Source organism: Streptomyces sp. NPDC057445 (genome assembly GCF_042802855.1).
In the GTDB taxonomy this organism is placed as follows: Bacteria; Actinomycetota; Actinomycetes; order Streptomycetales; family Streptomycetaceae; genus Streptomyces.
In genome coordinates, this window is sequence record NZ_JBHVDH010000009.1 from 98,287 (window position 1) to 121,669 (window position 23,383).

Genomic DNA, 23,383 nt, shown 5'->3' on the forward strand with positions numbered 1-23,383 from the left:
GTGGACGAGGCCCTGCGGCGGGCCAGCAGGATCGTTGCGGCAGCCGAGGAAGCAGAGCGCGCTGACGCTGTTCGGCCGTGGCCTGCACCGCCTGGTCCGGTCGCCCCTCACAGCAGGAGGTCGAAGACGGCTCGGGCCTCGTCCCAGTGCTGGGTCCGGGGGTTCTTCAGGTCGGGGTGGATGATCTTGAAGCTCTGGGCAAGGGCCAGGCTGAGTCCGCCGATGATGTCCGGATAGGCCGCCTCGGTCTCCTCGTCGGGCGTGCGGTCCAGAGCGGGGTGGGTGGCGAGCTGTTCCAGGATCGGCTTGAGTTCTACTTCCTGGTCGATCTTCCGGAAGTGGTGAATGCTCTCCTGCAGGCCTTTCGTGATCGGTAGGTCACAGGTCCGGATGATGTCGCGCCCGTTGGCCTTGGCAGTGGCCTGGGCGACGGTCAGCAGATCGTAGAGCTTGGCGTCGACGAAGTCGCTGTAGCGCTTGAGATCGTTCTTGTCGACGTCCAGCCCGGCGGCCGCGCGGAAGAACCTTTCGAACCTGGCGATGGACATCACGGTCATGACGGCAACCTCCGGCTGCGGGCGCCGGGGTGGCTCCCGGCCCCCTGGGCTTCCCAGTCAGCCTGGCAGACGGGGGCGCGCGAACGCATGCGCATGTCGGGCCCAATTAGCCTCCCTGTATTGCCCTGCCAGGCCCAGGCGTCCGACTGCCCGGGTAGTGGGACGCGGGTGCGCCGTTGACCGACGCGCATGGGGCGCGGATCGAGCCGTTACTTCCGGGCCGGACACCGAAGCGGGGTGGTCGGTGACGCGGCGTGCGGTGCGGGCCGAGGTGGGGCCAGAGCGGGTGTTCGCGGTGGCGCACGCGATCATGGCCCGTGGTGGGAGCCGGCCCTGTGCTGGGAAGACGAGGAGACTGGCCGTACCGCCTGCACATGTCGGCGGAGGCCAGCATGTCACGCGGCGTCGACGTTACCTCGGGGGCATCCTGTGGGCACTTGCGATCACGGGGGCAGTCGACGAGAAGGGTCCAGTCATGCGGGTGTCGTCTCAGGGCGTTACGGTCGTGGCTCTCCTGGCGGATCCGGACGCGCCGACGGAGATCGCGCAGCGCATGGCCCGGACACTTCCTACTCGGCTCGCCGACAAGTCAGGCCAGGGGCGACGGTTCGACGTCGAGGTGGTCAGTGAGCCCTTCACCTCAGGCACCGAGGACCCGCCCACCTTGATGCGCAGGATCATGGACCGCGCAAGTGCGGAAAATTGGGATATCGTCGTGGCCCTCACCGACCTTCCGCTGCAATCAGACGGGCGCAAGCTCGTTGTGAATCTGAGTTACGAACACGGCTTGGCGCTGCTGTCTCTTCCTTCACTGGGGGGCTTGCGGCTGCAGACGAGGGCCCGGCGGGCCGTGGAAGAAGCCGTGCTTGGCTTGGCGGGTCCGCAGGCCACTGGAGGACCTCCGCAAGGTGAGCCGCTGCTGGGGCCCTTTGCCGGTCGTCTCACGCCTGTTCATCCGGGCCCGGTCGGTGAGGAGACCGCTGATCTTCGGTACGTCGTCAGCGGGCCGCGCGGTTACCTGAGGGTGCTCGTCGGTATGGTCCGCGCCAACCGGCCGTGGCGCTTGGTGCCGGGCTTGTCGAAAGCCCTGGCGGCGGCACTCGCCACGGGGGCCATCGCCACCCTGGACTCCACCACCTGGAGCCTGGCCGAGTCCCTGAGCGCGCCACGCCTCGTGATCGCCATGGTCGGGTCTGTCGGGCTCATGATCGGCTGGCTGATCGTAGACGGGGAGCTGTGGCATCGACCAGCAGAGGGCTCGCCGGAGGCGAGGCAGAGGGCGAGGCTCTACAACGCCTCGACGGTCATGACCGTAGGTATCGGGGTGCTCGTCTGCTACGGGGGTTTGATGGTCATCAACTTGGTGTGGGCGCTGTTCATCCTCAACGACCGAGTGTTCGCTTCCGCGACACGAACCCCGCTGCACGCCGCGGAGTACTTGACGTTGTCCTGGTTCGTCGCTTCGGTCGCCACCGTGGGCGGCGCGCTGGGATCAGGCTTGGAGAGCGACGAGGCGATCCGGGCAGCCGCCTACTCCAAGCGCGAACAGGAACGTCGCCACACGCTCCAAGACGATCCCGGTGACCAGCCCTCGAAGTGAGCCGATACCGGCGCAAATGGCTCCAGGGCGCGCGTGCGGCATCACGGCTCACCGCTGCCGGCGTACCGGGATTCGGGCTACACGCGGCGGTCCTTCGGACCCGCCCACGCCCGCTGAACCAGGGCCGCTCCCTCAGCCGGTGGGCGACGGGCACCAGACCAAGCATGGGCAGCGACAGCAGCGCGATGTGCTCCAGCGGGTTGATCATGGCAATGACGGGGCGGGTGTCGTCCCGGTAGGGCAGGTCCGTCACCCTTCTTCAGCCGCTTCGCGACCTCCGTCGGCCATCCCGGATCGGCCACGAGGACGATGCCGTGGCTGCTGGGGCTGAACAGGCGGTGCTGGGGGATGTGGTCATCGATCGCCCTGTACGCGAGGGTGCCGTTTTGTGAGTGCAGGTCGGCCCGGGGGCGCGCGCCCGCCGTGCGCGGCCCTGCCAGGAGGCGGCGGCGCGGCCGACGCGCCCCGGCAGGGCGTTCCGGCTAGGCTCACACCCGTGACGTGGCTGCGCGCCCTCGGGGAGGTCGTGCGATCCGGGCTCACGATCGAGGAGACGCGGCTGGAGCCCCTGCTCGCGCTGCGCACGGCTGCTGGGGTGGCGATCGTCATCGGGCCGGCGCTGTGGCTGGTCTCCCCTGCGTACGCCGCGTCCGCCGCCCTCGGTGCCTATTCCGCGGGTGGGGCCACCTTCCAGCGCATCTGGCGTCCACGCAAGGTGATCGCGCTCGGCGCGGGCGCGGGTCTGGCGCTCAGCACCTTCGTGGGCTACCTGGCGGCGGGGCGACTCCTGACGTTCCTCCCACTGCTGGCCGTATGGGCCTTTGTCGCGGGGATGGCGTGGGCCGTCGGATCGACACCTGGGATCGTCGCAGCGACGACGGTCGGCAGCATGCTGGTGACCATCACCCTGCCCACGAGCGTCGGGCAAGCCCTGGAGCACGCCGGGGTCATCGCGCTTGGAGGCGTGGCGCAGGCCGTGCTGATCTTGCTGTTCCCGATCCGCCGTTGGGGGGCGCATCGGGACGCGCTCGCCGACGCCCTGGCCGCCGTGGCGGACTACGCCCGCCGGCTGCGGCACGACCCGACCGCCCCGTTCGACCCGGAGCCGTTGATGACGGCCCGGGACGCGGCGGCCGTGACGCCATCACAGGCCCGCACCCGTCCCCCCGTCCTCCACGGCCCCCGGGGCCTCGCCGAGCGCATTCGGCCGGTCGTCGCCGCGCTCGCCGACCCGGACGTCGGCGCCCCGGCGGAGGGACCGGGGCGGGACCGCGCGCGGGAGTTGCTCGAGGCGGCCGCCGACGTCCTGGACGCGGCCGCCCGTTCGATCCGCCGCGGCACTCCCGCCGAGGTGCCGCCCGGGAGCGCGGACGTCCTGCGCGTCGACGAGGAGCACGAGGTGCTGGAGGGGCCCGCGCGGCAGGCCGCCGCGCGGCTCGTGGAACTGCTCGGCGAGGCGTTGGAGATCGCCGGGAGCTGCGGCGCGCGCGGGAAGACGCCCACGCCCCCCGGCCCCGCGGGCGCCCAGTTCCTGGTGCGCCCGACAATGTTCCGGCTGCTCCCGGTCGTCGTCCGGGCGGTCCGCAGTGAGCTCCGCCGGGACTCGCCCGTGTTCCGGCACGCCGTCCGCCTGTCGGCGGTGGCCACGCTCGGCTATCTGATCGCCGCCGGGCTACCCCTGGGCCACGGCTACTGGGCGCCCATCGCCTCGGTGATGGTGATGCGGCCGGACTTCCACCGGACGTATGCGCGTGCGGTGGCCCGTCTCGCCGGGACCCTGGCGGGGGTCGCGCTCGCCACCGGGATGGTGCGGGCCCTGGGCCCGGACGCCCAGGTGTTCGGCGCGCTGGCGGTGGTCTCGGCGGGCCTGTCGTACACGCTGATCCGTACCGGCTACGCCTACTCCCAGTGCTTCACTGCCGCATACGTCGTCTTCCTGCTCGGCATGGGCGGCCAGGCATGGGAGCAGACGGTCCCGGAGCGGGTGGTGCTCACCCTGCTCGGCGGGGCCCTGGCAATGCTGGCGTACGTGGTGTTCCCCGCCTGGGAGACGCCCCGGCTGCCGGGCCGACTTGCGGACTGGCTCGCCGCCAACGGCCGCTACGCGGCCGCGGTGCTCCGCAGCTACGCCGAACCGACCCAGGAGCATCGCGCCGACATGCGCAGGGCACTGCTGGCGAGCAGGGAGGCACGTGCCACCTGGCAGGAGGCCTACGACCAAGCAAGGCAGGAACCGGTCCGCCCCAGGGGCCTGACGTCGCGCGAGGCGGAGGAGGCGCAGGAGGCGCTCAAGGGGTTCGGCCGCGCGGCGATGCTCATGGAGAGCCACATCCCGCGGGCCGACAGCCGTTTCGTCCCCGAGGCGGAGCGGTTCGCCGAGGCCCTGGAGGCCGACACCGCGCAGGCGGCAGTCGACGTGCGCGAGCACAGGAATCCGGACTGGGGGCGCGTGGAGGAGGCGCTCCACGCGTGGGAGGGCGCCGCCGTGGGGGACCGGAGCCCGGTGGTCCGGCGCGGGGCGGAGCTGCAGAAGCGGGCCTTGGAGGACCTCGCGACGGCCGTGAGCCGCACACCGCTGGAACGGGACGTCGGCTCTGCTCGCGAGGAGCAGCGGGTGCGGGCGGCCGTGGAGGATCAGGACCCGCGCACCGGGTTGGGTGACGGCGCCGGCGACGGGGAGCGCCCCACCTCCTGGAGCGGGAAGTAGTCACCCGGCCGCGTCGAGCGCCGCCACACGTACGCCGCTGTCGCCATCACGAGGATCAGCCCCGCCAGGATGAGCAGTTCGATCCCCTCGACGTTCCACCGGAAGGACTTCTCCGCCTCGGCCGTCACGATGAGCACCTTGCGGATGCCGGCAATCAGGCCGACGACGAGGAACGGCTCGGCGTCGAGGGTCTGGTTCCTGATGGTGAGACGGACGGTGTGGAGCAGCTCGGCCACGATGAACAGCACAAGGCCGTTGTCCAGGGCGGAGAGAACCACCGTCTCCTCGCGGTACGGCCCCTGGATCGACCTGATGACGTCGTGGACGACCCCGAGGGTCAGGAGCCCCGCGAGCAGTACGAGGAGCGCCGCAACGACGAGGTGGATGCCGTCCTCGATGAGCTGCAGGAGGCCCTGTACCCGGCCGCCCTCGATCTTCGGGAGAATGGGTCGCACAGTGAGCATGCTAGGGGTTCCCCGGCCCGCAGGCGCGGCGTGCTGCCGAACGGGTGGACCAGCGGATCCCTCCCTGTGGTGACAGCCTGGGGGAAGCGGCGGGGCGCGACATCACCGAGGCCTACCCGGCGGCAGGACAAGGGTGTATGAGGCAGCCCGACGCCGACACGAACGGCAGGAACCTGCGGCCCGCCCTGGTCGCCGACCGGGGGTCTGCCCTCCGAGACGGCCCGGGACCTCGCCCCCGGCCTGCGGGAGGAACCGCGCCGCCGCACCGCCAGGGGCATCCTCTGGCAGGCGGACACCGATGGCGCCCCTGGCGGCGAACGAGCTGCGTTGCCGGAGTGGCGCGAAGCGATGGCGGGGAACCTGTACTGGGCCCGCTGCTGCGTGGCGGGCGCACCGTGCCGGAGGACGCGAGTGCACCGGAGGTGTGTGATGAGTGCTGGCCGCTCCCACGAGAGCCGTGATGGTCACGTACTGGTCCTCGATGCCGGCTCTTCGAGCCTTCACATCGCTCTGTTCGCGGCGGACGGTGAACGGGTGGCGGATCGAGACGCCTCGGAGCCCCCGGGGCCCGCTGCGGCGGCGGACCTGCGGGACTTCCTCAGCGAGGTGCCCGCTCCTGCGGCGGTTGGTCACCGCATCGTCCACAGCGGTCCGCACCTGACCGGACATACGCTGATCGACGCACGCGTACGGGCGCTGCTGGCGGACGTCGCCGATCTCGCGCCGCTGCACGTGACCCCTGCCCTGCCTGTGGTCGATGCCGCACGAGAACTCCTGCCCGACGTGCCTCATGTCGCCTGCTTCGACACCGTCTTTCACAAGGATCTGCCGGCAGAGGCGCGCACGTACGCCGTGCCGGAGCGATGGCGAGCCGAATACGGGCTGCGCCGGTACGGCTTCCACGGGCTTTCCTACTCGTGGGCACTACAGAGGACGGCGCAGGCCCTGGGCCGACCCGTCGACAACCTCCAGGTCGTGCTCGTGCACCTGGGCGGCGGCTGCTCGGCCTGCGCCGTCCGGAACGGACGCAGCGTGGACACCACCATGGGCCTCACTCCGCTGGAAGGCCTGGTGATGAGCCGGCGCAGCGGCAGCCTCGACCCCGGCGCGCTGCTGTGGCTGCAGCGGCGGCACGGTCTGAGCACGGACGAATTGGATGACACACTCCACCGGCATTCCGGTCTGCTCGGCCTCTCCGGTACCTCGGGAGACACCCGGGACCTGGTGCGCGCCCGCGCGGAGGGTGATGCCGCGGCCGCTCTGGCGCTGGCTACGTTCACACTCAGCTGCCGCAGGGGCATCGCCTCGATGGCCGCCTCGCTGGACCGCCTGGACGCGCTGGTCTTCACCGGGGAGATCGGCGAAGACCAACCCGAGGTACGTGAGGAGATCTGCTCGGCCCTGACTGTTCTCGGCGTACGAGGCGGGCTGCTCGTCCCCGCACTGGAAGATTTGATGCGAGAAGGCCTCCGACGCATCGATCAGGCGGGGAGTGGTGTCCCGGTCCTCGTGGTCGCAACCGGCGAGACACAGCAGATCGCCACCGAGACCCGACGGGTGCTCGGCATGTGACTGGCCAAGGCAACTGCCGGCACATCCACATTCACCTGGCCCGCTCACAGAGCCGGCCTCCTGTACCAGGACGGCACGGGGGCGCCCGGCGCCCCATGGCGTGCCGCTGCTGACCCCGGCCCGGCTCCCGGTACTTCCCCCTTCGCGTCACCCCACCCGGGCCCCGCGTCGCCCCGCTGTCCGGCGGTCACGACGATCAACATGGGCCTTTCCCCCTGTTCGACCGCCAGATGCGCTTTGGTGCTGAACCCGCCGCGCGAGCGGCCCAGCCCGTGGTCACCCGGCTCGACGAAGACGCCTCCTGGCGGCTCCTTCTGCAGCTCGCTCCGTTTGCGGGCTCCTGCCGCATGTTGATGGGCCCGGCAGACCGTGGAGTCGTCGTTGAGATCCCATGTGATCGAGCCCCGCGAGTCAGTCTCGGATTGGAGCTCGGAAAGGATCCGATGCCAGGTGCCGTCCCGCCTGCCACCGTCGAAACAGGTCATAGATCCGGCCCCACGGCCCGTACTCGGCTGGCACGTCCCGCCACGGGATACCGGTGCGGACCCGGAACCGTACGCCGTCGATCAACTGCCGCCACGACCACACGCGGGGCCGACCGGGCTTCCGGCCCCTCGGCAACAACGGCTCCGGCACAACCCACTGCTCGTCTGGGAGATCTCCCCGCGCCACGAACCAGAATCTCTCAACGCTCAAGATCCGCTTTCGATACACCTAGGGCGGTGTATCGAAAATGGATCCGGGACACTCCGGACGCTCGTGTGAGCGAGGCCCGGGGACGGCGCCTGTCGCGCGGTTCCCGGCGCGATCAGGTAGTCAGGAACGGTGAACAAGGACGCGACCGACACCTTCGTGCATGTCCGGGGCGCCAGTGAGAACAACCTGCGGAACATCGATGTCGACGTTCCGCGGGACGTGATGGTCGCCTTCACCGGCATCTCCGGTTCGGGCAAGTCCTCGCTCGCGTTCGGCACGCTCTACGCGGAGGCCCAGCGGCGCTACTTCGAGTCCGTAGCACCGTACGCCCGAAGGCTGTTGCAACAGGTCGGCGCACCGCACGTGCAGGAAATCACCGGACTGCCACCGGCCGTGGCCCTGCAGCAGCGACGCGGGTCGCCCAGCTCGCGCTCGACGGTCGGCACCATCACCACGCTGTCCAATCTGCTGCGCATGCTGTACTCCCGCGCCGGCACCTATCCGCCCCGGGCCGCACGGCTGGAAGCCGAGTCGTTCTCACCCAACACCGCGGCCGGCGCCTGCCCGGAGTGCCACGGACTGGGCGTCGTGCACGACGTCGCCGAGGACCTGCTCGTCCCGGACCCCTCGCTGAGCATCCGCGAGGGGGCGATCGCCGCCTGGCCGGGCGCCTGGCAGGGCGCCAACCTGCGCAGTGTCGTGAGCGGCCTGGGGATCGACATCGACCGACCGTGGCGCAGGCTCAGGAAGAAGGACCGGGACTGGCTGCTGTACACGGACGAGCAGCCCTCCGTGTACATCGAGCCGGAAGAGGACCGCGTCGACTACGGCTACCAGGGCAAGTTCTGGAGCGCCCGCAAGCACGTCATGCACGTCCTCGCGGACTCCAAGAGCGAGAAGATACGCGAACGGGCGCTCCGGTTCGTCAGGAGCGTGCCCTGCCCGGAGTGTCACGGCAGCGGACTGCGGCCCGAGGCGCTCGCCGTGACATTCGCCGGACGTTCCATCGCCGAGATCAACGAGATGCCGCTCACCGAGGTCGTGGCGCTGCTGCGGCCCGTCGCGGGGCGGTCCGAGGCCGACGCCACCACGTCGACCGCCCGCTCCGGGGAGACGACCGAGGTCGCGGTCCGGATCTGCGGCGATCTGGTCGCGCGGGTCGACGTACTGCTCGACCTGGGCCTCGGATATCTCAGCCTCGGGCGCCGCTCGACGACCCTGTCGCCCGGCGAGGCGCAGCGCCTGCGGATCGCCACCCAGCTGCGCTCGGGGCTGTTCGGCGTCGTCTACGTCCTCGACGAACCCTCCGCGGGCCTGCACCCGGCTGACGCGGAACCGCTGCTGGACGTGCTGGCCCGCCTCAAGGCGGCGGGTAACTCGCTGTTCGTCGTGGAGCACGACATGGACGTCGTACGGCGGGCGGACTGGGTGGTCGACATCGGCCCCGGCGCGGGCGAGGGCGGCGGGCGCGTGCTGTACAGCGGCCCGGTCGCCGGTCTTGAGCGGGTGGAAGAGTCGGCCACGAGCCAGTACCTGTTCGGGCGCGCCAAGCCGCTCGATCACCGCCCGCGCACACCGTACGGCTGGCTGCACCTGAGCGGCGTCTCCCGCCACAATCTGCACGACGTGTCCGTCGAGGTACCGCTCTGCGTACTGACGGCGGTGACGGGCGTGTCCGGTTCCGGAAAGTCGACGCTGGTGACGCAGGTGCTCGCCGAGGTCGTCCGCGGCCACCTCGGACTCGTACCCGAGGAGCCCGACGAGGCGCAGCTGGAGGTCGACGTCCAGGACGCGTCGGGAGTCGAGTCGTTCGACCGGCTGGTCCGGGTCGACCAACGGCCCATCGGCCGAACTCCCCGGTCCAACCTGGCCACGTACACGGGGATGTTCGACGCGGTGCGCAAGCTGTACGCGGCGACGGACGAGGCCAGGGCGCGCGGCTACTCGGCCGGGCGGTTCTCCTTCAACGTGCCCGAAGGGCGGTGCGAGACCTGCCAGGGCGAAGGATTCGTCGCGGTGGAACTGCTGTTCCTGCCCGGCACCTACGCGCCGTGCCCGACCTGCCAGGGCGCCCGGTACAACGCCGAAACGCTGGAAGTCACCTACCGCGGCAAGAACATCGCGGAAGTGCTGGGGCTGTCCGTCGACGACGCCGCCAAGTTCCTGTCCGCCGTCCCGGCCGCCTCCCGCAGTCTGGAGACGTTGCGCGAGGTGGGACTGGGGTACCTGCGGCTGGGGCAGCCCGCGACGGAACTCAGCGGTGGTGAGGCGCAACGCATCAAACTGGCCACCGAACTGCAGCGAGCCCGCCGCGGCCACGCGCTCTACCTGCTCGACGAGCCGACGGCGGGGCTGCACCCCTCGGACATCGCGCTGCTGCTGCGACAGCTGCACCGGCTTGTCGACGCCGGCAACACGGTCGTCCTCGTCGAGCACGACCTGGACACGATTGCCACCGCCGACTGGGTCATCGACCTCGGGCCGGGCGGCGGCGACGCGGGCGGGCGGGTGGTCGCGGCGGGCCGGCCGGCCAAGGTGGCGAGGACCCGCCGCAGCGCCACCGCGCCCTATCTCGCGGCCCGGCTCGCGCGCTCCTGACAACGGTGCGAGGGGCTGAGCACCGGTCAGCCGGGTTCGGGGCGCAGGGTCGCGCGCGTCGCCATGCTGCGTTCCAGCTTGTGGCGGATATCGCTCGCGAGGTGTCCCGTCCGGGCCGATTCCACGATGCGTTCGGCGACGTGGCACATCTTGATGTCGGTGTGCCGGGAGATCTCCCGCAGGACGTCCCGGCCGTCCTCGGCGCGCAGGCCGGCCAGTGTGACGACGATGCCGATCGCCCTGCAGATCGCCCTGATTGCGGGCCCCGGCCGCATGCTGGTGGGCGCGGCAGACCGTGGAGTCGACGCTCAGGTCCCACGTGATCGCACCTTTCGCGTCGGCCAGAGACTGGAGCCGCTGGAGGCGTTCTACCAGGACGACCGACGGCAGGGCGGAGCGGAAGAAGAACGCTGCTTCGACTCCGGTGACTTCGAGGCCGACGCGGCCGCGCTCATCACCTGGGTCACCGGCCTGGCCGACGCCCACGGCCGGACAGCCGGCTGACCTCCACCGCCCGCACCGCAAGGGATTGCAGGCAGAGGTTGTTGACCGCGCGGGAGAAGCCGCGGGATGTGGTGTGGATGAGAGTGACCGCGTCATCGGTGAACAGCTGGTCGCTGCGGCCGGCGACGCCGAGGTGGTGCTTGATGTGGCTGGCTTTCTCGGCGGAGGTCAACAGGGCCTTGTGGAACATGTTGGCCACCGACCGGGAGGGCGCCAGGGAGATGTCGGTTTTCGGCCGCGCCCTCGCGCAGGGTCCGTCGAAGTCCCTCCTGGGGCCGCGCCGGTTGCGCGGGACTGATCGAGGGACGCCGGGCGCCAAGGCGCCTGTCGCGCTCGACCGCCACATAGGGGGGCGTTACAACGGGACCTCGGGCGAAAAGCCGTCGCGACTGCCCCCGACCGGATTGAGACCGTGACAGAATTCCTGCCTGCCGCTGCGGCGCACGCGGTGCGGATCGTGCTGGTCGCCGACCCCGGAGTGGCGTCGGAGATCGCCAAGGAACTGGCCGACAAGCTGCCGCAGCAGCTGAGGCGGCGGGTCCGCGCCGACGTAGACTGGCAGGTGACGGCGCGCACGGCACCCCTGGTCGCGGACGAGCAACTGGACGTCTCCTCCGCGGCCGACGTCGTACGCCCGTTCCTCCCCGAGGGCGACTGGGACGCCGCAGTCTTCCTCACCGATCTGCCTCGACGAGCCGGCCTGCGCCCGGTCAGCGTCGAGGTGAGCCCGGCGGACCGCATCGCGCTGGTGCTGCCCACCACGCCGAACGCCCCCAGTCGCTGCAGGACCTGATCCGGGACATGTCCCGTCCCGAGAGGGAAGACGAGGGTGCAGTCGCGTTTGGCGGTGGTGAAGGGTTCGCCGAGGACCGCGCTGAGCTGGGCGTTACGGCGCTCCTGTTCGGCGAGGACCTCGGCCAGGACCGTTTCGGGTGTGGGGTGAGTCAAGGACCAAGGCACCTACCTGATGAGCAACGGCATCCACCCCAGCGGCACCATGCTCGACATGCTCCGCAACCACGCCGCCGACGGAGCCACCCGCTTCCTGCTGATGGTCAGCAGTGCTGGTCCCGCGTCGCCTGCCGAGCGGCCACGTGAAGGGCGCGGAGCGCGACCACCAGGACGCCGATGTCGTCGAGGTACACCGGGTCGGGCAGCACGTCGAGGGGCGACACGGTGTAGAGCACGGCCGCCCAGAACAGGGCCTTGTCCCTGAAAGGCACTCCGGCATCGAGGAGCACTCTGCGAGCGCTGACCACACGGAACAGCAACCAGGCGGCGCAGACCGCCGTGGCGAGAACGACCGCGCCGAGGATCCACCAGAGGACGCCATCCATGACGTTCCTGTACCCCGTCCGAGTTCGGTGAGTCGGCCGACTCACCGAGCCCTTGAGCGCTTTCGCCCGCCCGGCGGGCGGACGCGGGTGGCCACAAGAGGCTGTGCCGATCCAAGTGGACGACGACAGGGAGCTCTGGCGCGAGGGCTGTCCCTGGCTTGCTCGCAACGGTGGAGGCCCATTGCCGCCCGGTTCAAGACGAAAGCATCTGACGAGAGGTGCGGGGTTTCTTCCATCCAGAGTCGTGTTTCTGTTCACGCTTCACCCGGACCAGCTCCGCGTGTTCTGCAAGCGCGTCGGCGGCGGTCCAGGTCGCGGACCAGCCTCATGGCCCTTCGGCAGAAGGTCACGAAATGCTGGAAGATTCGCAAGGCTGACATCTGTCTGAAAGTGGGTTAGGTACGAGCACGAATGGGGACTGGCCTGATCTGAGTGCTGAGTGAAGATCTTGGAGGGGGCGCTCCTATCCGTATGGACCTGTCCGACGACTTCTCCGAGGTGAGTCATGCGAAAGCTGGGAATGGCTGCCGGTGCGCTGGTGGTAGCTGGTGCCGGCCTGGTCGGCACGACCGGGAGCGCCGATGGCGCGACCGGTCACATGGGCAGGGCAGCCTCGGCCAAAGGCTGCGCGACCTCCTGGGGTAGTGGCACCAAGTCGGCCGTGGAATCGGCCACCATGCGGCTCAAGGTCATCGTGACCAGTCAAAGCAGGTGCTACGACCGCATGATCTTTCACGTCAAGGGCGTGCACAGCAATATCAGTTATCACGTTGGCTACGTGACGACGTTTCAGCAGGACGGCTCCGGCGAGCGAATTCCGGTCCGTGGAGGTGGAATCCTGCAGATCTTCGTGTCCGCGCCGAGCTACGACCCGGAGACAGGCAGTCCGACATACGCCGGGAAGGCTGGGAAGCCACTGCCGGGCGTGACCGTCGCCGGGTACAGGACATTCAAGGACGCGAAGTTCGGAGCAAGCTTCGAAGGACGGACCCAGATCGGCCTGGGCGTGCGCGCCAAGCTTCCGTTCCGAGCAGTCCAGTCCGGGGACAAACTGATCGTGGATGTCGCACATACCTGGTGATCCGACGCTGCGTTGAGCCAGTGGGCCGCGTGCGCCCCCGTCGAAGCCAGAGCGGCTGGAAGACGTTGAGGTGGAGGGGCAGCGCGCGTCCGAGGGCCGCGCTCGCTACCCAGCGAGCGCGGCGGTTTCGCCGAGGTGGGCGGCAGCAGTCCTCCACGCATTCGTCACTGCCGTGCGGGCCTGCGCCGTCCGCACAGCATCGTCACCAGTCAGCTGCAGCGGTGCCCCCACGTGTACGTGCAGGTTCGGGCGGCGCAGTGGTGCGGTGGTCAGGCCCGCGATCTGCTTGGCGGCATTCCCCGAAATGACACGGCGTGCGCCGGCCTGGCCTACAGGAACGACAGGCGCACCGGTGTGGTGTGCGAGCCTGGACAGGCCACTGTGAAAGGTACCGGGTGCCGCTTCAGCGGCATCTCTGCGGCGCGGGAGGCCGCCCTCGGCGTAGATGAGGACCAGCCGCCCCCTCTCGAGGGCCGCTGCGGCAAGCCCGAGGGCGTCTGCCGCGCGCAGGGTCCTGCGGAACACGGGAACATGTCCTTCGCGCACGAGCGCGCGTCCGAGCAGCGGGATACGCCACAGGCCGGCGGCAGCCATGATGACCGGCTCGACGTCGAGGCGGCGGAGAGCAGCGAGGACGATGGCGGGGTCGGCGAGCGAGGTGTGATTCGCGGCAATGATGGTGCCCGGCGCGAGTTCGGTGTGGGCGTCGGCGGTCACCGAGAGGCGTCCCACGAAAGGGACCAGGACGTCGGCTACGCGGCTGAGCATGTTGGTCTCCCGGCATCAACGATGTTGATCTACATCGTCGACGCCAAGTGGCCTGCAGGTATGAGCATGCGTACTCAACCTCACGGGCGTGCCGTACCCAGTCGATGGCCTCGGCCACCCCTCCAGAAGGGCGCGTGCCGGCAGCCGTCGCCGGTCCGGCCAGGGTGCGGAGTCTCCGCTGTCCGTGCCCTCGCCCAGTCGGTGCCGGCACCTTCGGAGGAGGCCGGGTTGTGGAGCGATCGCCCCTGGACCGGCTCGAACTGCGGGAAGTCGCCCCGTTGTGGGTTCGAGGGCCTGAAGGGCCAGAACGTTGAACACGCCCGGCGACGCGGTTCCGGTCCGGGGATCTCCGGAGGACCTCTCGCTCACATGAATCCGCGCCCCAGGGGCCGCCGATTACCGTCGCGAGGCGGTTTTCGACAGGATGAGTGCCATGACCGAGATCCGCACGCCCCGCCTCATCCTCCGCCGCTGGACCGATGACGACCTTGTTCCCATGGCAGAGATCAACTCGGATCCCGAAGTCATGCGGTGGATCGACGACGGCGCGGTCCATGATCTGGAACAGACGGCCGAGGACATCGAGCGGTGGGAGGAGGAGTGGGACGAGGAGGGGTTTGGTCTCTTCGCCGTCGAGCTCATTGCCTCGGGTGAGCTGATCGGCTTCGCAGGTCTGTCCGTGCCGGAGTACCTGCCGGAAGTGATGCCGGCCGTGGAGATCGGCTGGCGCCTCGGAAGGCCGTTCTGGGGACAGGGCTACGCCTCTGAAGCTGCCCACGCCGCCCTGGAGTTCGCTCTGCAGGACCGTGGACTGGACCGGGTGATCAGCATCGCCCACATCGGAAACCAGGCCTCAGAGAACGTCATGCGCAAGCTCGGCATGGTGCCGGAGCGCGAGACGACGCATCCCGTCCACGGTATTCCGCTGCGCATCCACACCATCGACCTCACCGAATTCCAAGGGTGACCCGTTGCCACCAGGGCGCCGGCCGTGGTGAGACTCCGGCCGTGCTCGCTACTCGTCCGCCGGATCACTTCGTGCGCCATCATCCGAGGCAATCCATGACCCTGCAGGTCGGTGCGGCCAAGGCGTGTTGGGAAGTCGCCGGTCTGCCTGGTTGGCCGTCCGGGGAAGTCTTGGACGTCCGCCGGGCCTCCTCATCGGCCGGCGTGAGCTGAGCGGCGGAAGGGCCTGGCCCCGCTTCCGGGTCAGCGGCTTGTGGTGACGCGGTACTGCGCGTCCTCGCTTCGTACTCGCTCGTCGTGGGGAATCTGATCCCGGCCGCCTATGTGGCGTACTCCTGGGCCTGGATGCTCGGACACCGCACGGCGATGGCCGCGATGTCGTCGTTGAGCCTTCCGCCGCTGTACTGGAGCAGGTCCCGGTGAAGCCGGTCGAGCAGCTCGCGGGGCGGCGTCGGGCCTTGCCGTCGCATCCAGTCCGGCAGCGGGAAGAACTCGCGCGCGCGGTCCCGGGTCTCCGTCACCCCGTCGGTGTAGAAGAGCAGCTGATCGCCCGGGACAAAGTTGACGGTGTCGACGCAGTACTGGTCTCCGATGAGCGTCGCGAGGTTGAGGGGCGGCGAGGGGGTGGTGGGCTCCAGGACGCGGATCTCCCCGCGGTGCGCAAGCAGCGGTGGAGGGTGCCCGCAGTTGAGAATTCTGACGTGGCCGCTGCCGTGCGGAATCTCGGCGACAAGAGCGGTGGCGAAGCGCTCCGGCAGGTCCTGGGCGGGGAACGCCGCGCTGTGGCGGCTGATGCTGCTCTCCAGTCGATGGACGATGCCCCTGAGGTGGGGCTCGTCGTACGCGGCCTCCCTGAAGGAGCTGAGCACCGCCGCGGCCGCCCCCACCGCCGACAGTCCCTTACCTCGTACGTCGCCGATGAGCAGTCGGATCCCGTACGGCGTGTCGACCGCCTCGTAGAAGTCCCCGCCGATCCGGGCCTGCTCCTGGGCCGCCAGATACAGCGACTCGATCTCGATGTCCGCGATGCTGCGCGGCAGGGGGCGCAGCAGCACCTTCTGGGCCGTGTCGGCGACGAGCCGGACGTGGAAGAGCATCTCCTCCCGCTGAAGTCGGACATGGCTTGCATAAGCGGCCGCCAGAGTCACGGCGACGATCGCAGCCGCCGTGTACGGCGTCCCCAGGTCCGTGTAGACGAAGCTGAGGCCGATCATGACAAGCAGGCAGAACATCCCCAGCAGGATCGTGGGGAGCACGGGCCACATCGCAGCGGCCAGAGCCGGTGCGGCCGGCAGGAGGCGGCTGAAGGCGATCTCCCTCGGTGTGGAGAACGCCAGGCCGGCGATGAGGACGGTGAGGATCACCGGTGACAGCAGGGCAGCTTCCCACCGGCCGCGGTAGGGAGGACGACGGTGTCGGCGCCGTCCGGATGCAATCACAAAGTGCATCATATCGAGCCGAAACGGTTATATAGCTCAAGGGGACATGCATTCACAGCCGCAAGCCCGAACCCTCCTCCGACGCGATCCGGTGGGCGCCGAGTCGCTCGAACGGCTGTGCCAGCCCCCGCGCGGACGTCGCGTCCGAGGGCCCAGTTGATCATCTTGCCGTTCGCCGTCCTGCCGGTCGAGCACCCTCCGCCGAGGTTCATGGCATCGACCGCGCCGCCACGAGTGTTCCTTCACCTCGGGGACTGGCCCTCTCGCTCGGCCGGGACGCTCCGGAACTCGGACAGGAAATGGAGGCGGGCCGCACGCCCGATGCCGGCGGGGCAGCCCAGGGCAGTCACCACGTCGACCGCATCGAGATGTCCACCGCACACGAGGACGTCACCGTCGAGCCGATCGACCACCGGCGTGCCGGTCGTGACCGGCACGCGGGTTCCTGGGGCATACGGGAACGCACCGTGCGCGGCTCGCTCAGCGGTGCGGGACACGCCCACACCCTCAACCGGCTCGACGTCGTCGACGAGCGTCAGGTGGCCGTGGGCCAACTCCGCAGCAGGGCGGCGACCTTCGCGGCGGTGCAGGCGGAGTCGAGGAGCAGGTCCTTGAGGGCGATGGCGTCCGCGCGGTTGGGTTTGACGGAGATCCCTGCGGCTTCGAGGCTCATGACGCCGGTCGCTGCCGCGACGGCGAGGTTTGAGCGCTCCAGCCAGCGGCACCGGCCCAGGGTGTGCACAAGGGCGGCCGCCCTGGCGTAGGGACCGTCGTAGACCGGCTGCTCGAACAGTTCGGCCCGGTGACGGGCGACGGCGGAGACGGGGACGCCGTAATCGTCGGGGGCGGGGTCGCCCGCCCCTGCGACCTCGGCGACCTGCAGGATCCAGGGAACGTCGATGTGCAGGTCCATCAGGCGGCGCGCGCTCCCGGAGAGGTCTGCTGTGCGTCCTCGGCCTCGTCGAAGACGTCCTGGTGCTCGGCGAGGAAGCGGGCGGCCGCGTCCACGGCGCGGGCGCGCAGGCCGCTGGCGTCGTCGTGGACGAGGCGGGCGAGGTAGTCCCCGATGCTCAGTCCGAGGTCGGCGGCCCGCTTCTTCGCGAGTTCCGCCACATCCTGATCCACCCGTGCACCCAGCTGCGTCTTGGCCATACCTCGCATGGTAACAGTTGTTACCACCCATCGCAGGCGGTCCGTGTGATCCTCCTTCGTCGGCTGCGGTCGGCAGGAGAGAAGGGGGCGCAGAGGGCGGCACGGAGATCCGCGCCGTGGCCGGCGCGGCCATCGTCACAGCCGCGTCCGGACGCCGAGGCGCCAGCAAGCGCGAGCGCCTCCCCCGGCCCCTGCCGCCTCCCAGGCCCTCGACCCGGTGGCCGAGCGGCTCGTCCGCCTCACCACGCAGGGCACGCGGAAGGCGCCCGACCGGGCCGATGTCCCCCTCGGGCGCCTTCGCGATGAGCACACCTGCCCCGGCCGGGGCAGGTGTGCTCATCGTCCGACGGTGAACCGTGTCCGTGCTACGAAGCGTCCCGTACCGTGCCGGTGACGACCGGGCCCGGACGCGGCTCCCAGGCCGCGTCGTAGGTGATCAGTCGGCCGCGGAGCGATTCCTGGGGTTCGCTCACCCGGTCGGTGACGGTGGGCACGGTCACATCGGTGCTCAACTCACCGGCAGGAATGGTGATCGGCAGAGACGGGTTCTCCACCATCTTGGACAGGGGCCGGGACGGGCTCGGCGACTCACCGAAGTTGTCCTTGAGCCAGCGCCGGTCGACGTCCAGGGTGGACAGCTCCGCGCCCTCGCCGACCGGCAGGAAGGCGAACTCACCGATGATCTCCGCGTCGGCGGTCGTGGAGAGCGATACCCGCCAAGTCAGGCGCTTGCCCTCGGTGACGTCGGCCGCGACCGGCTTGAGCGTGACCGTGGGCATCGGGTCGTCGTTCTGCGCCGTCACGCCGCCGCGGTAGGAACCGACCACCGCGCCGCGCACCGCCTTGACCAGCACGTCGCTCACCGCGTCGTTGCCGTAGCGGGTGTTGCCGTGCACCGCGACCGGTACATCGATGTCGTGGCTGCCCGGACGTACCGTCACCGTGCGGTGGGTCACCTGGTCCGTGCCCGGCTTGGGGACGGACACCCGGACCTGACCGCTGCCGTGCCCGGTGACCCGCACCGGCACACGATAGGTCCGCGTCCCGGAGTCGCCTTCCTTGACCGTCAGCCGGCCGATGTCGACGCGCGGCAGCGCGGCGGGACGTACCGCGGGAGTGCCGGGGCGCCAGCCCCATGCGTCCACCAGCCACGCGCGTCCGGAGCGGGTGCGCGGGCTCAGCTCCAGGGCCTTCACCTGCTTGAGGTCCAGCCCGGCCCGTGCGGCCGCGGACAGCGGTACGCGGACCTCACGGCCCCAGTAGGAGGCCGTCCGTTCGCTTCCCGGCAGTCCGTCGACGGCTGCCCTGCCAAGAGTCGCGCGTCGACCCGAGGCATCGACGAGGGCGACGTCGAACCGGGCGCCGGTGGAGTTGGGCGGAACGATCACTCGCAGCGCCAGTGCGCCGGATCCCACCAGCGAGACCGGACGTGAGAGCCGCACCGTGGCCTTGGAGCCCGCCCGGGACCAGTGCATCGCGACCGCGTCGCGGCCCGGCCCCTCCGCCACCTCCCACGTGGCGAAGTGCGGCGACTGACCGCGTGCGTCGGCCGCCAGACAGGCGCGGGCCGGGTCGGGGTCGGCCTGTGCGCACAGCCGTCCGCCGGTGACGGCCACGGACGGTCCGGGCAGGAAGGCCGGCGCTCGGTTCGCGCCGACGGCGTGGGTGAGCACGCGCGCGGGGCCCGCCGAGGGCGCACGCCGTCCGGATCCGTCCAGCAACGGGCGCACCCGGTCGTCTCCTGCGACGAACAGCCGGGCCGCCGCCGCGATGTACGTGGCGCCTGCGGCCTGCTGCTGAGCAGCGGTCAGACGGTGCTTGCTGCCGGGGGTGCAGACCGGGTCCGGGGTGTCGCCCGAGCCGAAGTCGTCGTCGGCCGGGGCCTTCGCCTGGCCCGGAGTCCACTCGCTGTTGAAGAAGTTGTGGTTGGCGCCGACCATGTACACCGCGCTGTGGAGTGCGGCTCCGCCGCTGATGCCGCGCGTGCCGTCGACGTAGATCTCGCCTTGCAGGTCGGAAACGTCACCGTCGCAACCCGGCAGGATGGTCATGGAGGGCACGTCCGGCGCCGGATTGTGACCGAAGATCGTCGGGCCTATCAGGACGTTGCCACGGATCTTCCAGCGCACGGGGCCCTTGTACCCGTCCTGCTCGGCGGGCGGTCGGTAAAGGCTGTCGAGTGCGGCCCGGTTGACGCCCTCCCCACCCCGGGAGTGACCGACCAGCAGTACGCGGGACAGGTCCGCCGGTGCGGCCGAGCGCACGGCGGACGGTGCGCCGGACCGGTTCGCGGCCCAGTCCGCCCAGCGGGCCAGGTGCTGCCTCACCAGGGACGAGCGGGCCTGAGCACCGCCGTCCTCCGCGAGGTGGTCCTGCGCGTTGATGCCGTTGGCGGAGATGGACAGGGTCACATAGCCCTGGGAGGCAAGAAGCCTCTGCGCCCGCAGATAGCCCTGGTGGCTCGGCACCGGCTGTGTGCCGTTCTTGCAGGGCCAGTCACCGGTCACCTCGCCTCCAGCGCTGAAGCACGTGCCGTGACGGCCGTGCAGGAACAGCGCCAGGGGCCTCTTCCCCGGGGCATCGGCGGGTCCCACCACCGTGGCGCGCATCTCCACCGGGGCGGGGAAGCCGGGCAAGCGCACCGCGTTCAGGGCGTATTCGCCGCTGACGGTGCGATAGCGGCCAGGGGTTCCGGGGTCGACGGGGTTCGCGGGAAGAGCGGTGTCCTGCGGGGCGGGCGCGGGGCGGGGCCGGGAGCGCGGGGCCCGGTCCGCCCCCTCCCCGTCCAGACGGCGGCCACCGGCAAGAACCTGCAGCTCCTTTGCCGACCCGATACGCGCGCCGTCGAGCCGCAGGTGGAAGGACCGCCCGTCCCGCGCGGCCACCGGTCGGCCGAGCAACCGGTCCCCGGCGTAGAACTCGACCCGTGCGTCGCCCATGGGCACCGGAGCGGCCGAAGTCCAGACCAGCTGCTTTCCCGCACCGGTGCCGGTCACCTGCCAGCCCGCCGGCAGTCCCCCGTCCTGGCCCCGTGGTGCGTCCGACAGGGAGCCGGCAGGCGTCTGTACCGCCTGGGCCGGCCCTGGCGATCCCGCTGCCAGCGCGAGTCCTGCCATGGCGGCGGTCATCACGCGAAAGACACGTATCACAGTGGTCTTCCTCATCATCGGTTGTGTCGGGGAACCTCAGGACTCCCTGTGGCCTCCCTCGCTCCCGGAGGACGACAACTGATCGATGCGGGTTGCCTCCTGCCACCCAAGGTGTCGCAAATATGCCCCTGCCGCGACGAGTTGTGCGATGGCGGCTCTCCCGGTCGCGGGTGCGGGAAGGGTGGGACGGAACCCACTGTTGTGTTCTGTGCTGTGCCCTTCGCCCGGTGGTGCCGGCCGGGCCCGCCGACCTGCATGGCTACCTTCTGCCTGGCTCGTGAGGTCCTGCGCCGGACGTGCCGAAGTCGCGAGCGCGTGATCGTCGTTGAGTACCGTTCTGCCGGCGCTGTCGTGGGACGTTCATCGGCAGCCGGGATTCCGTGAAGGCCGAAGGGCGCCGTCCGGTCGATTCAGTGCGCCGCTGCCGTCGGCCGCACCTGCGGGCCGCATTGTGGCGGTCGGCAGTTCTGCAGCACGGTCCGAGCAACTTGACCTGGTGATCTGCAGTCCATCCACCACGGACTTCCGGCCCAAGCGCACTTATGGGCGGTCGAAACCGGCGCAGATCTCCTTCAGGTTCGAGCTCGTGCGTGATCCTGCCCAGGAGGTCATGTCCTTGGTGCACCCGGCCTGTCGCCGGTGTTCCGGATCATCTGCTGGAGCACCATCAGGGCCGTGAGGTGGTCGGCGTCGTCGATGCCGTGGTGGATGCGGTCGCGGATGGCAGGGACGTGCTGCTTGATGGCCGCCCGTGCCTCGTCCCCCGCTTCGGTGATCCACAGCCGTCCCTCGCCGTCGGCGGTGAGCCAGCCGCGCTTCAGCAGGATCTCCGCCTCGGAGTTCAGGTCGTCCTCGCGCCGGAGGTAGGTGCTCATGGCCTGCTGGAGTTCGGGGACGGACATGCCGCGGCCGTCGGGTGAGAGGTCGTCCTCGGACAGGTTGCGCAGCAGCCAGTACTGAGGCTGGGTAAGGCCGAGCTCGGCCAGCTGGGCTCGGACGAACGCGATGAGGGCCTCGTGGGCGACTCCGGTCCAGTAGGCAGCTGGATGTGCGGCGAGCTCGGCGTCGGAGGGGCGCTGGGCGCTCATGTGCGGTGCTCCCTGTGAACGATCGCTGGTGCAAGCACCGTAGAACCTGAAGTCAGGTTGAGTTCAAGGTGGCGGGACGGGCCAGTGCCAGAGGGGCGGACGGAGGGGCGGACGGACAGGGGGCAGATCCCTGAGCGATGCGGACCGGCACGGGCGCGGCCGAGCTTCCGTCCGGCCCGTACCGCCCGCTGGAGCGCGTACGGAGAAGTTCAGCTGGTGCGGTGGTGGTCGGAGAGGGCTTCGGCCACCGCGCGGCGGCCCACGCTTGCGAGTACGGGGTTCGTGGCGCGGTAGTAATGCTCTGCGTTGAGTCCGAAGCACAGCGCCCAGCCGCGTCCTCGGGCCCATGTCGCGTCGTCCACCCCGGCCGACTCGCGGAACAGGTCACGGGTCCGGGCGGACAGGAGCGTCCAGGCGACCATCATGTCGCATGCGGGGTCGCCGACGCCCATCCCTCCGAAGTCGATGACGGCGCTGAGCCGGCCCTGCCGAGCCAGCAGGTTTCCCGGCAGGAGGTCGCCATGCACCCAGACGGGAGCGCCCTGCCATTGCGGAAGCCGGAGGACTGCCTCCCACGCGTCGGTCGCGGCGTCCCCGTCCACCGTCCCGTCCGCGCTCAGGTCGCGGATCGCGGCGCGGACCTCGTCATCGCCCGTGCACACCGGACCTCCTCGAAAGGCCGGTGGTGCGTCGGTGGCGTCGATCCGCCGCAGAGCCGCGACGAAGCGGCCCAGCTCGACGGCGGCATCATGCAGCTCGACAACGGGCTCGTCGAAAAGGTTCTCGCCTTCGAGCCAGCGATACACCGACCACGGGAACCCGTATTCCTCGCCGGGAACACCCTTGCCCAAGGGCACCGGCACAGCCAGCGGCAGGTGGGGAGCGAGGTGAGGCAACCAGCGGTTCTCCTTGCCGACCTGGGCGACGGAGCCGGGAATGCGCGGCAGGCGCACGGCCATGTCGGTACCCAGCCGGTACATGGCGTTGTCCGTGCCGGCGGAGCGTACCTTTGTGATGGGGAGATCCGCCCACTGAGGGAACTGCGCGCCGACCAGTCGGCCGACGAGCGATTCGTCGATGTCGACCTCGTCGGCATGCATCTTCACGCTGGACACGGAACTCCTCTGCCGGGAACGGGCCCGGTGGAGCCCATCGGCGGCGTCCACCATGGGCACCGGACCCTATCCGCCTCCTTCGGATCAGCGCCAAGGCTTTTCGATCGCTGAGGCCGACCGTGCCGTCACAGCACCGGGGTACGTGACGAGCCGACCGCGTGCGAAGCATGTTCCAGCGCCAACGCGCGAGAGCAGGTGGCGCCCTGACGGTTTGCCAGCCGGAACAGGGGCCCCCTCGCATACGGCCGGGGTCAGTGGCGGCTGCGGCGTGTAGTTGTCTTGCGGTAGCCGAAGGGGCCGGGAAGGTCCATCGAGGTCGTACGCCGACCTGTCGACGAGTAAGTACGCCTGGCGCCATCGCCCTTGCCGACCGTAATGGACACGGACCTACGGTTGACGTTGAGGCGGACGCCCGGGAATATCCGGAAGCTCTTGCGGAAGGTGACGGGCACAGTGGGCTCCTTTCGTTGATCGTTCGTCTTCCCCGAGTTCCCGTCATCACTCGGTTCGGTGCCGACCGGGGAGTCCCGACCGCGCTGCCCGGCCGGACAGCTGCCTGGCGTCACGGCCCGCAGCGCACACGCCGGCGG

At 70.1% G+C, this 23,383-nt stretch carries 22 protein-coding genes and 2 pseudogenes; 8 read left to right on the top strand and 16 right to left on the bottom strand.

All coding sequences use genetic code 11. From position 1 onward, the window contains the following. Positions 1–107: 107 nt before the first annotated feature. On the bottom strand, positions 108–557 hold the full coding sequence (locus ACFU5O_RS20740) for a DUF1931 family protein (protein WP_384242445.1): 450 nt from the start codon (positions 555–557) through the stop codon (positions 108–110). Positions 558–1,032: 475 nt separating this feature from the next. On the opposite strand from ACFU5O_RS20740, the gene ACFU5O_RS20745 reads away from it, so the two are divergent. Together ACFU5O_RS20745 and ACFU5O_RS20750 are read left to right on the top strand one after the other, a co-directional pair. Continuing rightward, positions 1,033–2,157 (top strand): hypothetical protein, encoded by a 1,125-nt coding sequence (locus ACFU5O_RS20745; RefSeq protein ID WP_384242446.1) that lies wholly within the window; start codon positions 1,033–1,035, stop codon positions 2,155–2,157. Between the two features lie 496 nt (positions 2,158–2,653). Continuing rightward, positions 2,654–4,864, top strand: coding sequence for an FUSC family protein (locus ACFU5O_RS20750; protein ID WP_384242448.1), 2,211 nt, complete (start codon positions 2,654–2,656; stop codon positions 4,862–4,864). On the opposite strand, the gene ACFU5O_RS20755 is transcribed toward ACFU5O_RS20750, so the two are convergent. Further along, complete coding sequence (locus ACFU5O_RS20755; RefSeq protein ID WP_384242451.1) at positions 4,792–5,328, bottom strand: phosphate-starvation-inducible PsiE family protein; 537 nt, start codon at positions 5,326–5,328, stop codon at positions 4,792–4,794. The two genes, ACFU5O_RS20750 and ACFU5O_RS20755, sit on opposite strands and share 73 nt — an antisense overlap. Before the next feature lie 429 nt (positions 5,329–5,757). On the opposite strand from ACFU5O_RS20755, the gene ACFU5O_RS20760 reads away from it, so the two are divergent. Next, entirely contained in the window at positions 5,758–6,900 is a 1,143-nt protein-coding gene (locus ACFU5O_RS20760; RefSeq protein WP_384242454.1) for an acetate/propionate family kinase, read from the top strand. Between the two features lie 411 nt (positions 6,901–7,311). Here the strand turns inward: ACFU5O_RS20760 and ACFU5O_RS20765 are convergent, their stop codons facing one another. Beyond that, positions 7,312–7,614, bottom strand: a complete 303-nt coding sequence (locus ACFU5O_RS20765) for a transposase (RefSeq protein WP_384242456.1) — start codon at positions 7,612–7,614, stop codon at positions 7,312–7,314. A 111-nt stretch (positions 7,615–7,725) separates the two neighbouring features. On the opposite strand from ACFU5O_RS20765, the gene uvrA reads away from it, so the two are divergent. Continuing rightward, the gene (uvrA, locus tag ACFU5O_RS20770) at positions 7,726–10,194 is read left to right on the top strand and encodes an excinuclease ABC subunit UvrA (RefSeq protein WP_384242458.1); all 2,469 of its coding nucleotides are present in this window, start codon (positions 7,726–7,728) and stop codon (positions 10,192–10,194) included. Between the two features lie 26 nt (positions 10,195–10,220). Here the strand turns inward: uvrA and ACFU5O_RS20775 are convergent, their stop codons facing one another. The 3 genes and pseudogenes from ACFU5O_RS20775 to ACFU5O_RS20785 form a co-directional block, all read right to left on the bottom strand. Then, positions 10,221–10,469, bottom strand: a complete 249-nt coding sequence (locus tag ACFU5O_RS20775; RefSeq protein WP_384242461.1) for an ANTAR domain-containing protein — start codon at positions 10,467–10,469, stop codon at positions 10,221–10,223. Then, positions 10,443–10,557 (bottom strand): annotated as a pseudogene (locus ACFU5O_RS20780) (IS5/IS1182 family transposase); the annotation flags it as partial. The pseudogene ACFU5O_RS20780 and the gene ACFU5O_RS20775, both read right to left, overlap by 27 nt. A gap of 100 nt (positions 10,558–10,657) precedes the next feature. Then, positions 10,658–10,888, bottom strand: coding sequence for a hypothetical protein (locus ACFU5O_RS20785; protein ID WP_384242464.1), 231 nt, complete (start codon positions 10,886–10,888; stop codon positions 10,658–10,660). A gap of 222 nt (positions 10,889–11,110) precedes the next feature. Here ACFU5O_RS20785 and ACFU5O_RS20790 point away from each other — a divergent pair, with 222 nt between their 5' ends. Beyond that, a complete protein-coding gene (locus ACFU5O_RS20790) occupies positions 11,111–11,491 on the top strand; it encodes a hypothetical protein (RefSeq protein ID WP_384242465.1) in 381 nt (126 codons plus the stop codon). 262 nt (positions 11,492–11,753) lie between these two features. Here ACFU5O_RS20790 and ACFU5O_RS20795 read toward each other — a convergent pair whose 3' ends face one another. Next, a complete protein-coding gene (locus ACFU5O_RS20795; protein ID WP_384242467.1) occupies positions 11,754–12,035 on the bottom strand; it encodes a YkvA family protein in 282 nt (93 codons plus the stop codon). 505 nt (positions 12,036–12,540) lie between these two features. Here ACFU5O_RS20795 and ACFU5O_RS20800 point away from each other — a divergent pair. Continuing rightward, positions 12,541–13,116, top strand: a complete 576-nt coding sequence (locus ACFU5O_RS20800; protein ID WP_384242470.1) for a hypothetical protein — start codon at positions 12,541–12,543, stop codon at positions 13,114–13,116. 105 nt (positions 13,117–13,221) lie between these two features. Here the strand turns inward: ACFU5O_RS20800 and ACFU5O_RS20805 are convergent, their stop codons facing one another. Then, positions 13,222–13,884: a lysophospholipid acyltransferase family protein gene (locus ACFU5O_RS20805; RefSeq protein ID WP_384242472.1), complete on the bottom strand. Its 663-nt coding sequence runs from the start codon at positions 13,882–13,884 to the stop codon at positions 13,222–13,224. Positions 13,885–14,317: 433 nt separating this feature from the next. Here ACFU5O_RS20805 and ACFU5O_RS20810 point away from each other — a divergent pair, with 433 nt between their 5' ends. After that, positions 14,318–14,851: a GNAT family N-acetyltransferase gene (locus tag ACFU5O_RS20810; RefSeq protein ID WP_384242474.1), complete on the top strand. Its 534-nt coding sequence runs from the start codon at positions 14,318–14,320 to the stop codon at positions 14,849–14,851. Between the two features lie 319 nt (positions 14,852–15,170). Here the strand turns inward: ACFU5O_RS20810 and ACFU5O_RS20815 are convergent, their stop codons facing one another. The 5 genes from ACFU5O_RS20815 to ACFU5O_RS20835 all read right to left on the bottom strand — a co-directional run bounded on the left by ACFU5O_RS20815 (position 15,171) and on the right by ACFU5O_RS20835 (position 20,590). After that, positions 15,171–16,289 carry a PP2C family protein-serine/threonine phosphatase gene (locus tag ACFU5O_RS20815; protein ID WP_384242476.1) on the bottom strand — a complete coding sequence of 373 codons (1,119 nt, stop codon included), beginning with the start codon at positions 16,287–16,289 and terminating at the stop codon, positions 15,171–15,173. 242 nt (positions 16,290–16,531) lie between these two features. After that, the gene (locus ACFU5O_RS20820) at positions 16,532–16,726 is read right to left on the bottom strand and encodes a hypothetical protein (protein ID WP_384242478.1); all 195 of its coding nucleotides are present in this window, start codon (positions 16,724–16,726) and stop codon (positions 16,532–16,534) included. Between the two features lie 98 nt (positions 16,727–16,824). Further along, positions 16,825–17,202 (bottom strand): fic family toxin-antitoxin system, toxin component, encoded by a 378-nt coding sequence (locus tag ACFU5O_RS20825; RefSeq protein WP_384242481.1) that lies wholly within the window; start codon positions 17,200–17,202, stop codon positions 16,825–16,827. Further along, entirely contained in the window at positions 17,202–17,441 is a 240-nt protein-coding gene (locus tag ACFU5O_RS20830; RefSeq protein WP_384242483.1) for a hypothetical protein, read from the bottom strand. Before ACFU5O_RS20830 ends, ACFU5O_RS20825 begins: the two co-directional genes overlap by 1 nt. A gap of 365 nt (positions 17,442–17,806) precedes the next feature. Beyond that, positions 17,807–20,590: an alpha/beta hydrolase family protein gene (locus ACFU5O_RS20835; RefSeq protein WP_384242484.1), complete on the bottom strand. Its 2,784-nt coding sequence runs from the start codon at positions 20,588–20,590 to the stop codon at positions 17,807–17,809. A 415-nt stretch (positions 20,591–21,005) separates the two neighbouring features. Here ACFU5O_RS20835 and ACFU5O_RS20840 point away from each other — a divergent pair. After that, positions 21,006–21,218: pseudogene (locus tag ACFU5O_RS20840) on the top strand (short-chain dehydrogenase); the annotation flags it as partial. Here ACFU5O_RS20840 and ACFU5O_RS20845 read toward each other — a convergent pair. The 3 genes from ACFU5O_RS20845 to ACFU5O_RS20855 form a co-directional block, all read right to left on the bottom strand. Continuing rightward, positions 21,199–21,678 (bottom strand): MarR family transcriptional regulator, encoded by a 480-nt coding sequence (locus tag ACFU5O_RS20845; protein WP_384242486.1) that lies wholly within the window; start codon positions 21,676–21,678, stop codon positions 21,199–21,201. The pseudogene ACFU5O_RS20840 and the gene ACFU5O_RS20845 overlap by 20 nt on opposite strands. A gap of 209 nt (positions 21,679–21,887) precedes the next feature. Beyond that, positions 21,888–22,793: an aminoglycoside phosphotransferase family protein gene (locus tag ACFU5O_RS20850; protein WP_384242488.1), complete on the bottom strand. Its 906-nt coding sequence runs from the start codon at positions 22,791–22,793 to the stop codon at positions 21,888–21,890. Between the two features lie 251 nt (positions 22,794–23,044). Then, entirely contained in the window at positions 23,045–23,245 is a 201-nt protein-coding gene (locus ACFU5O_RS20855; RefSeq protein ID WP_384242491.1) for a DUF4236 domain-containing protein, read from the bottom strand. Positions 23,246–23,383 lie beyond the last annotated feature (138 nt).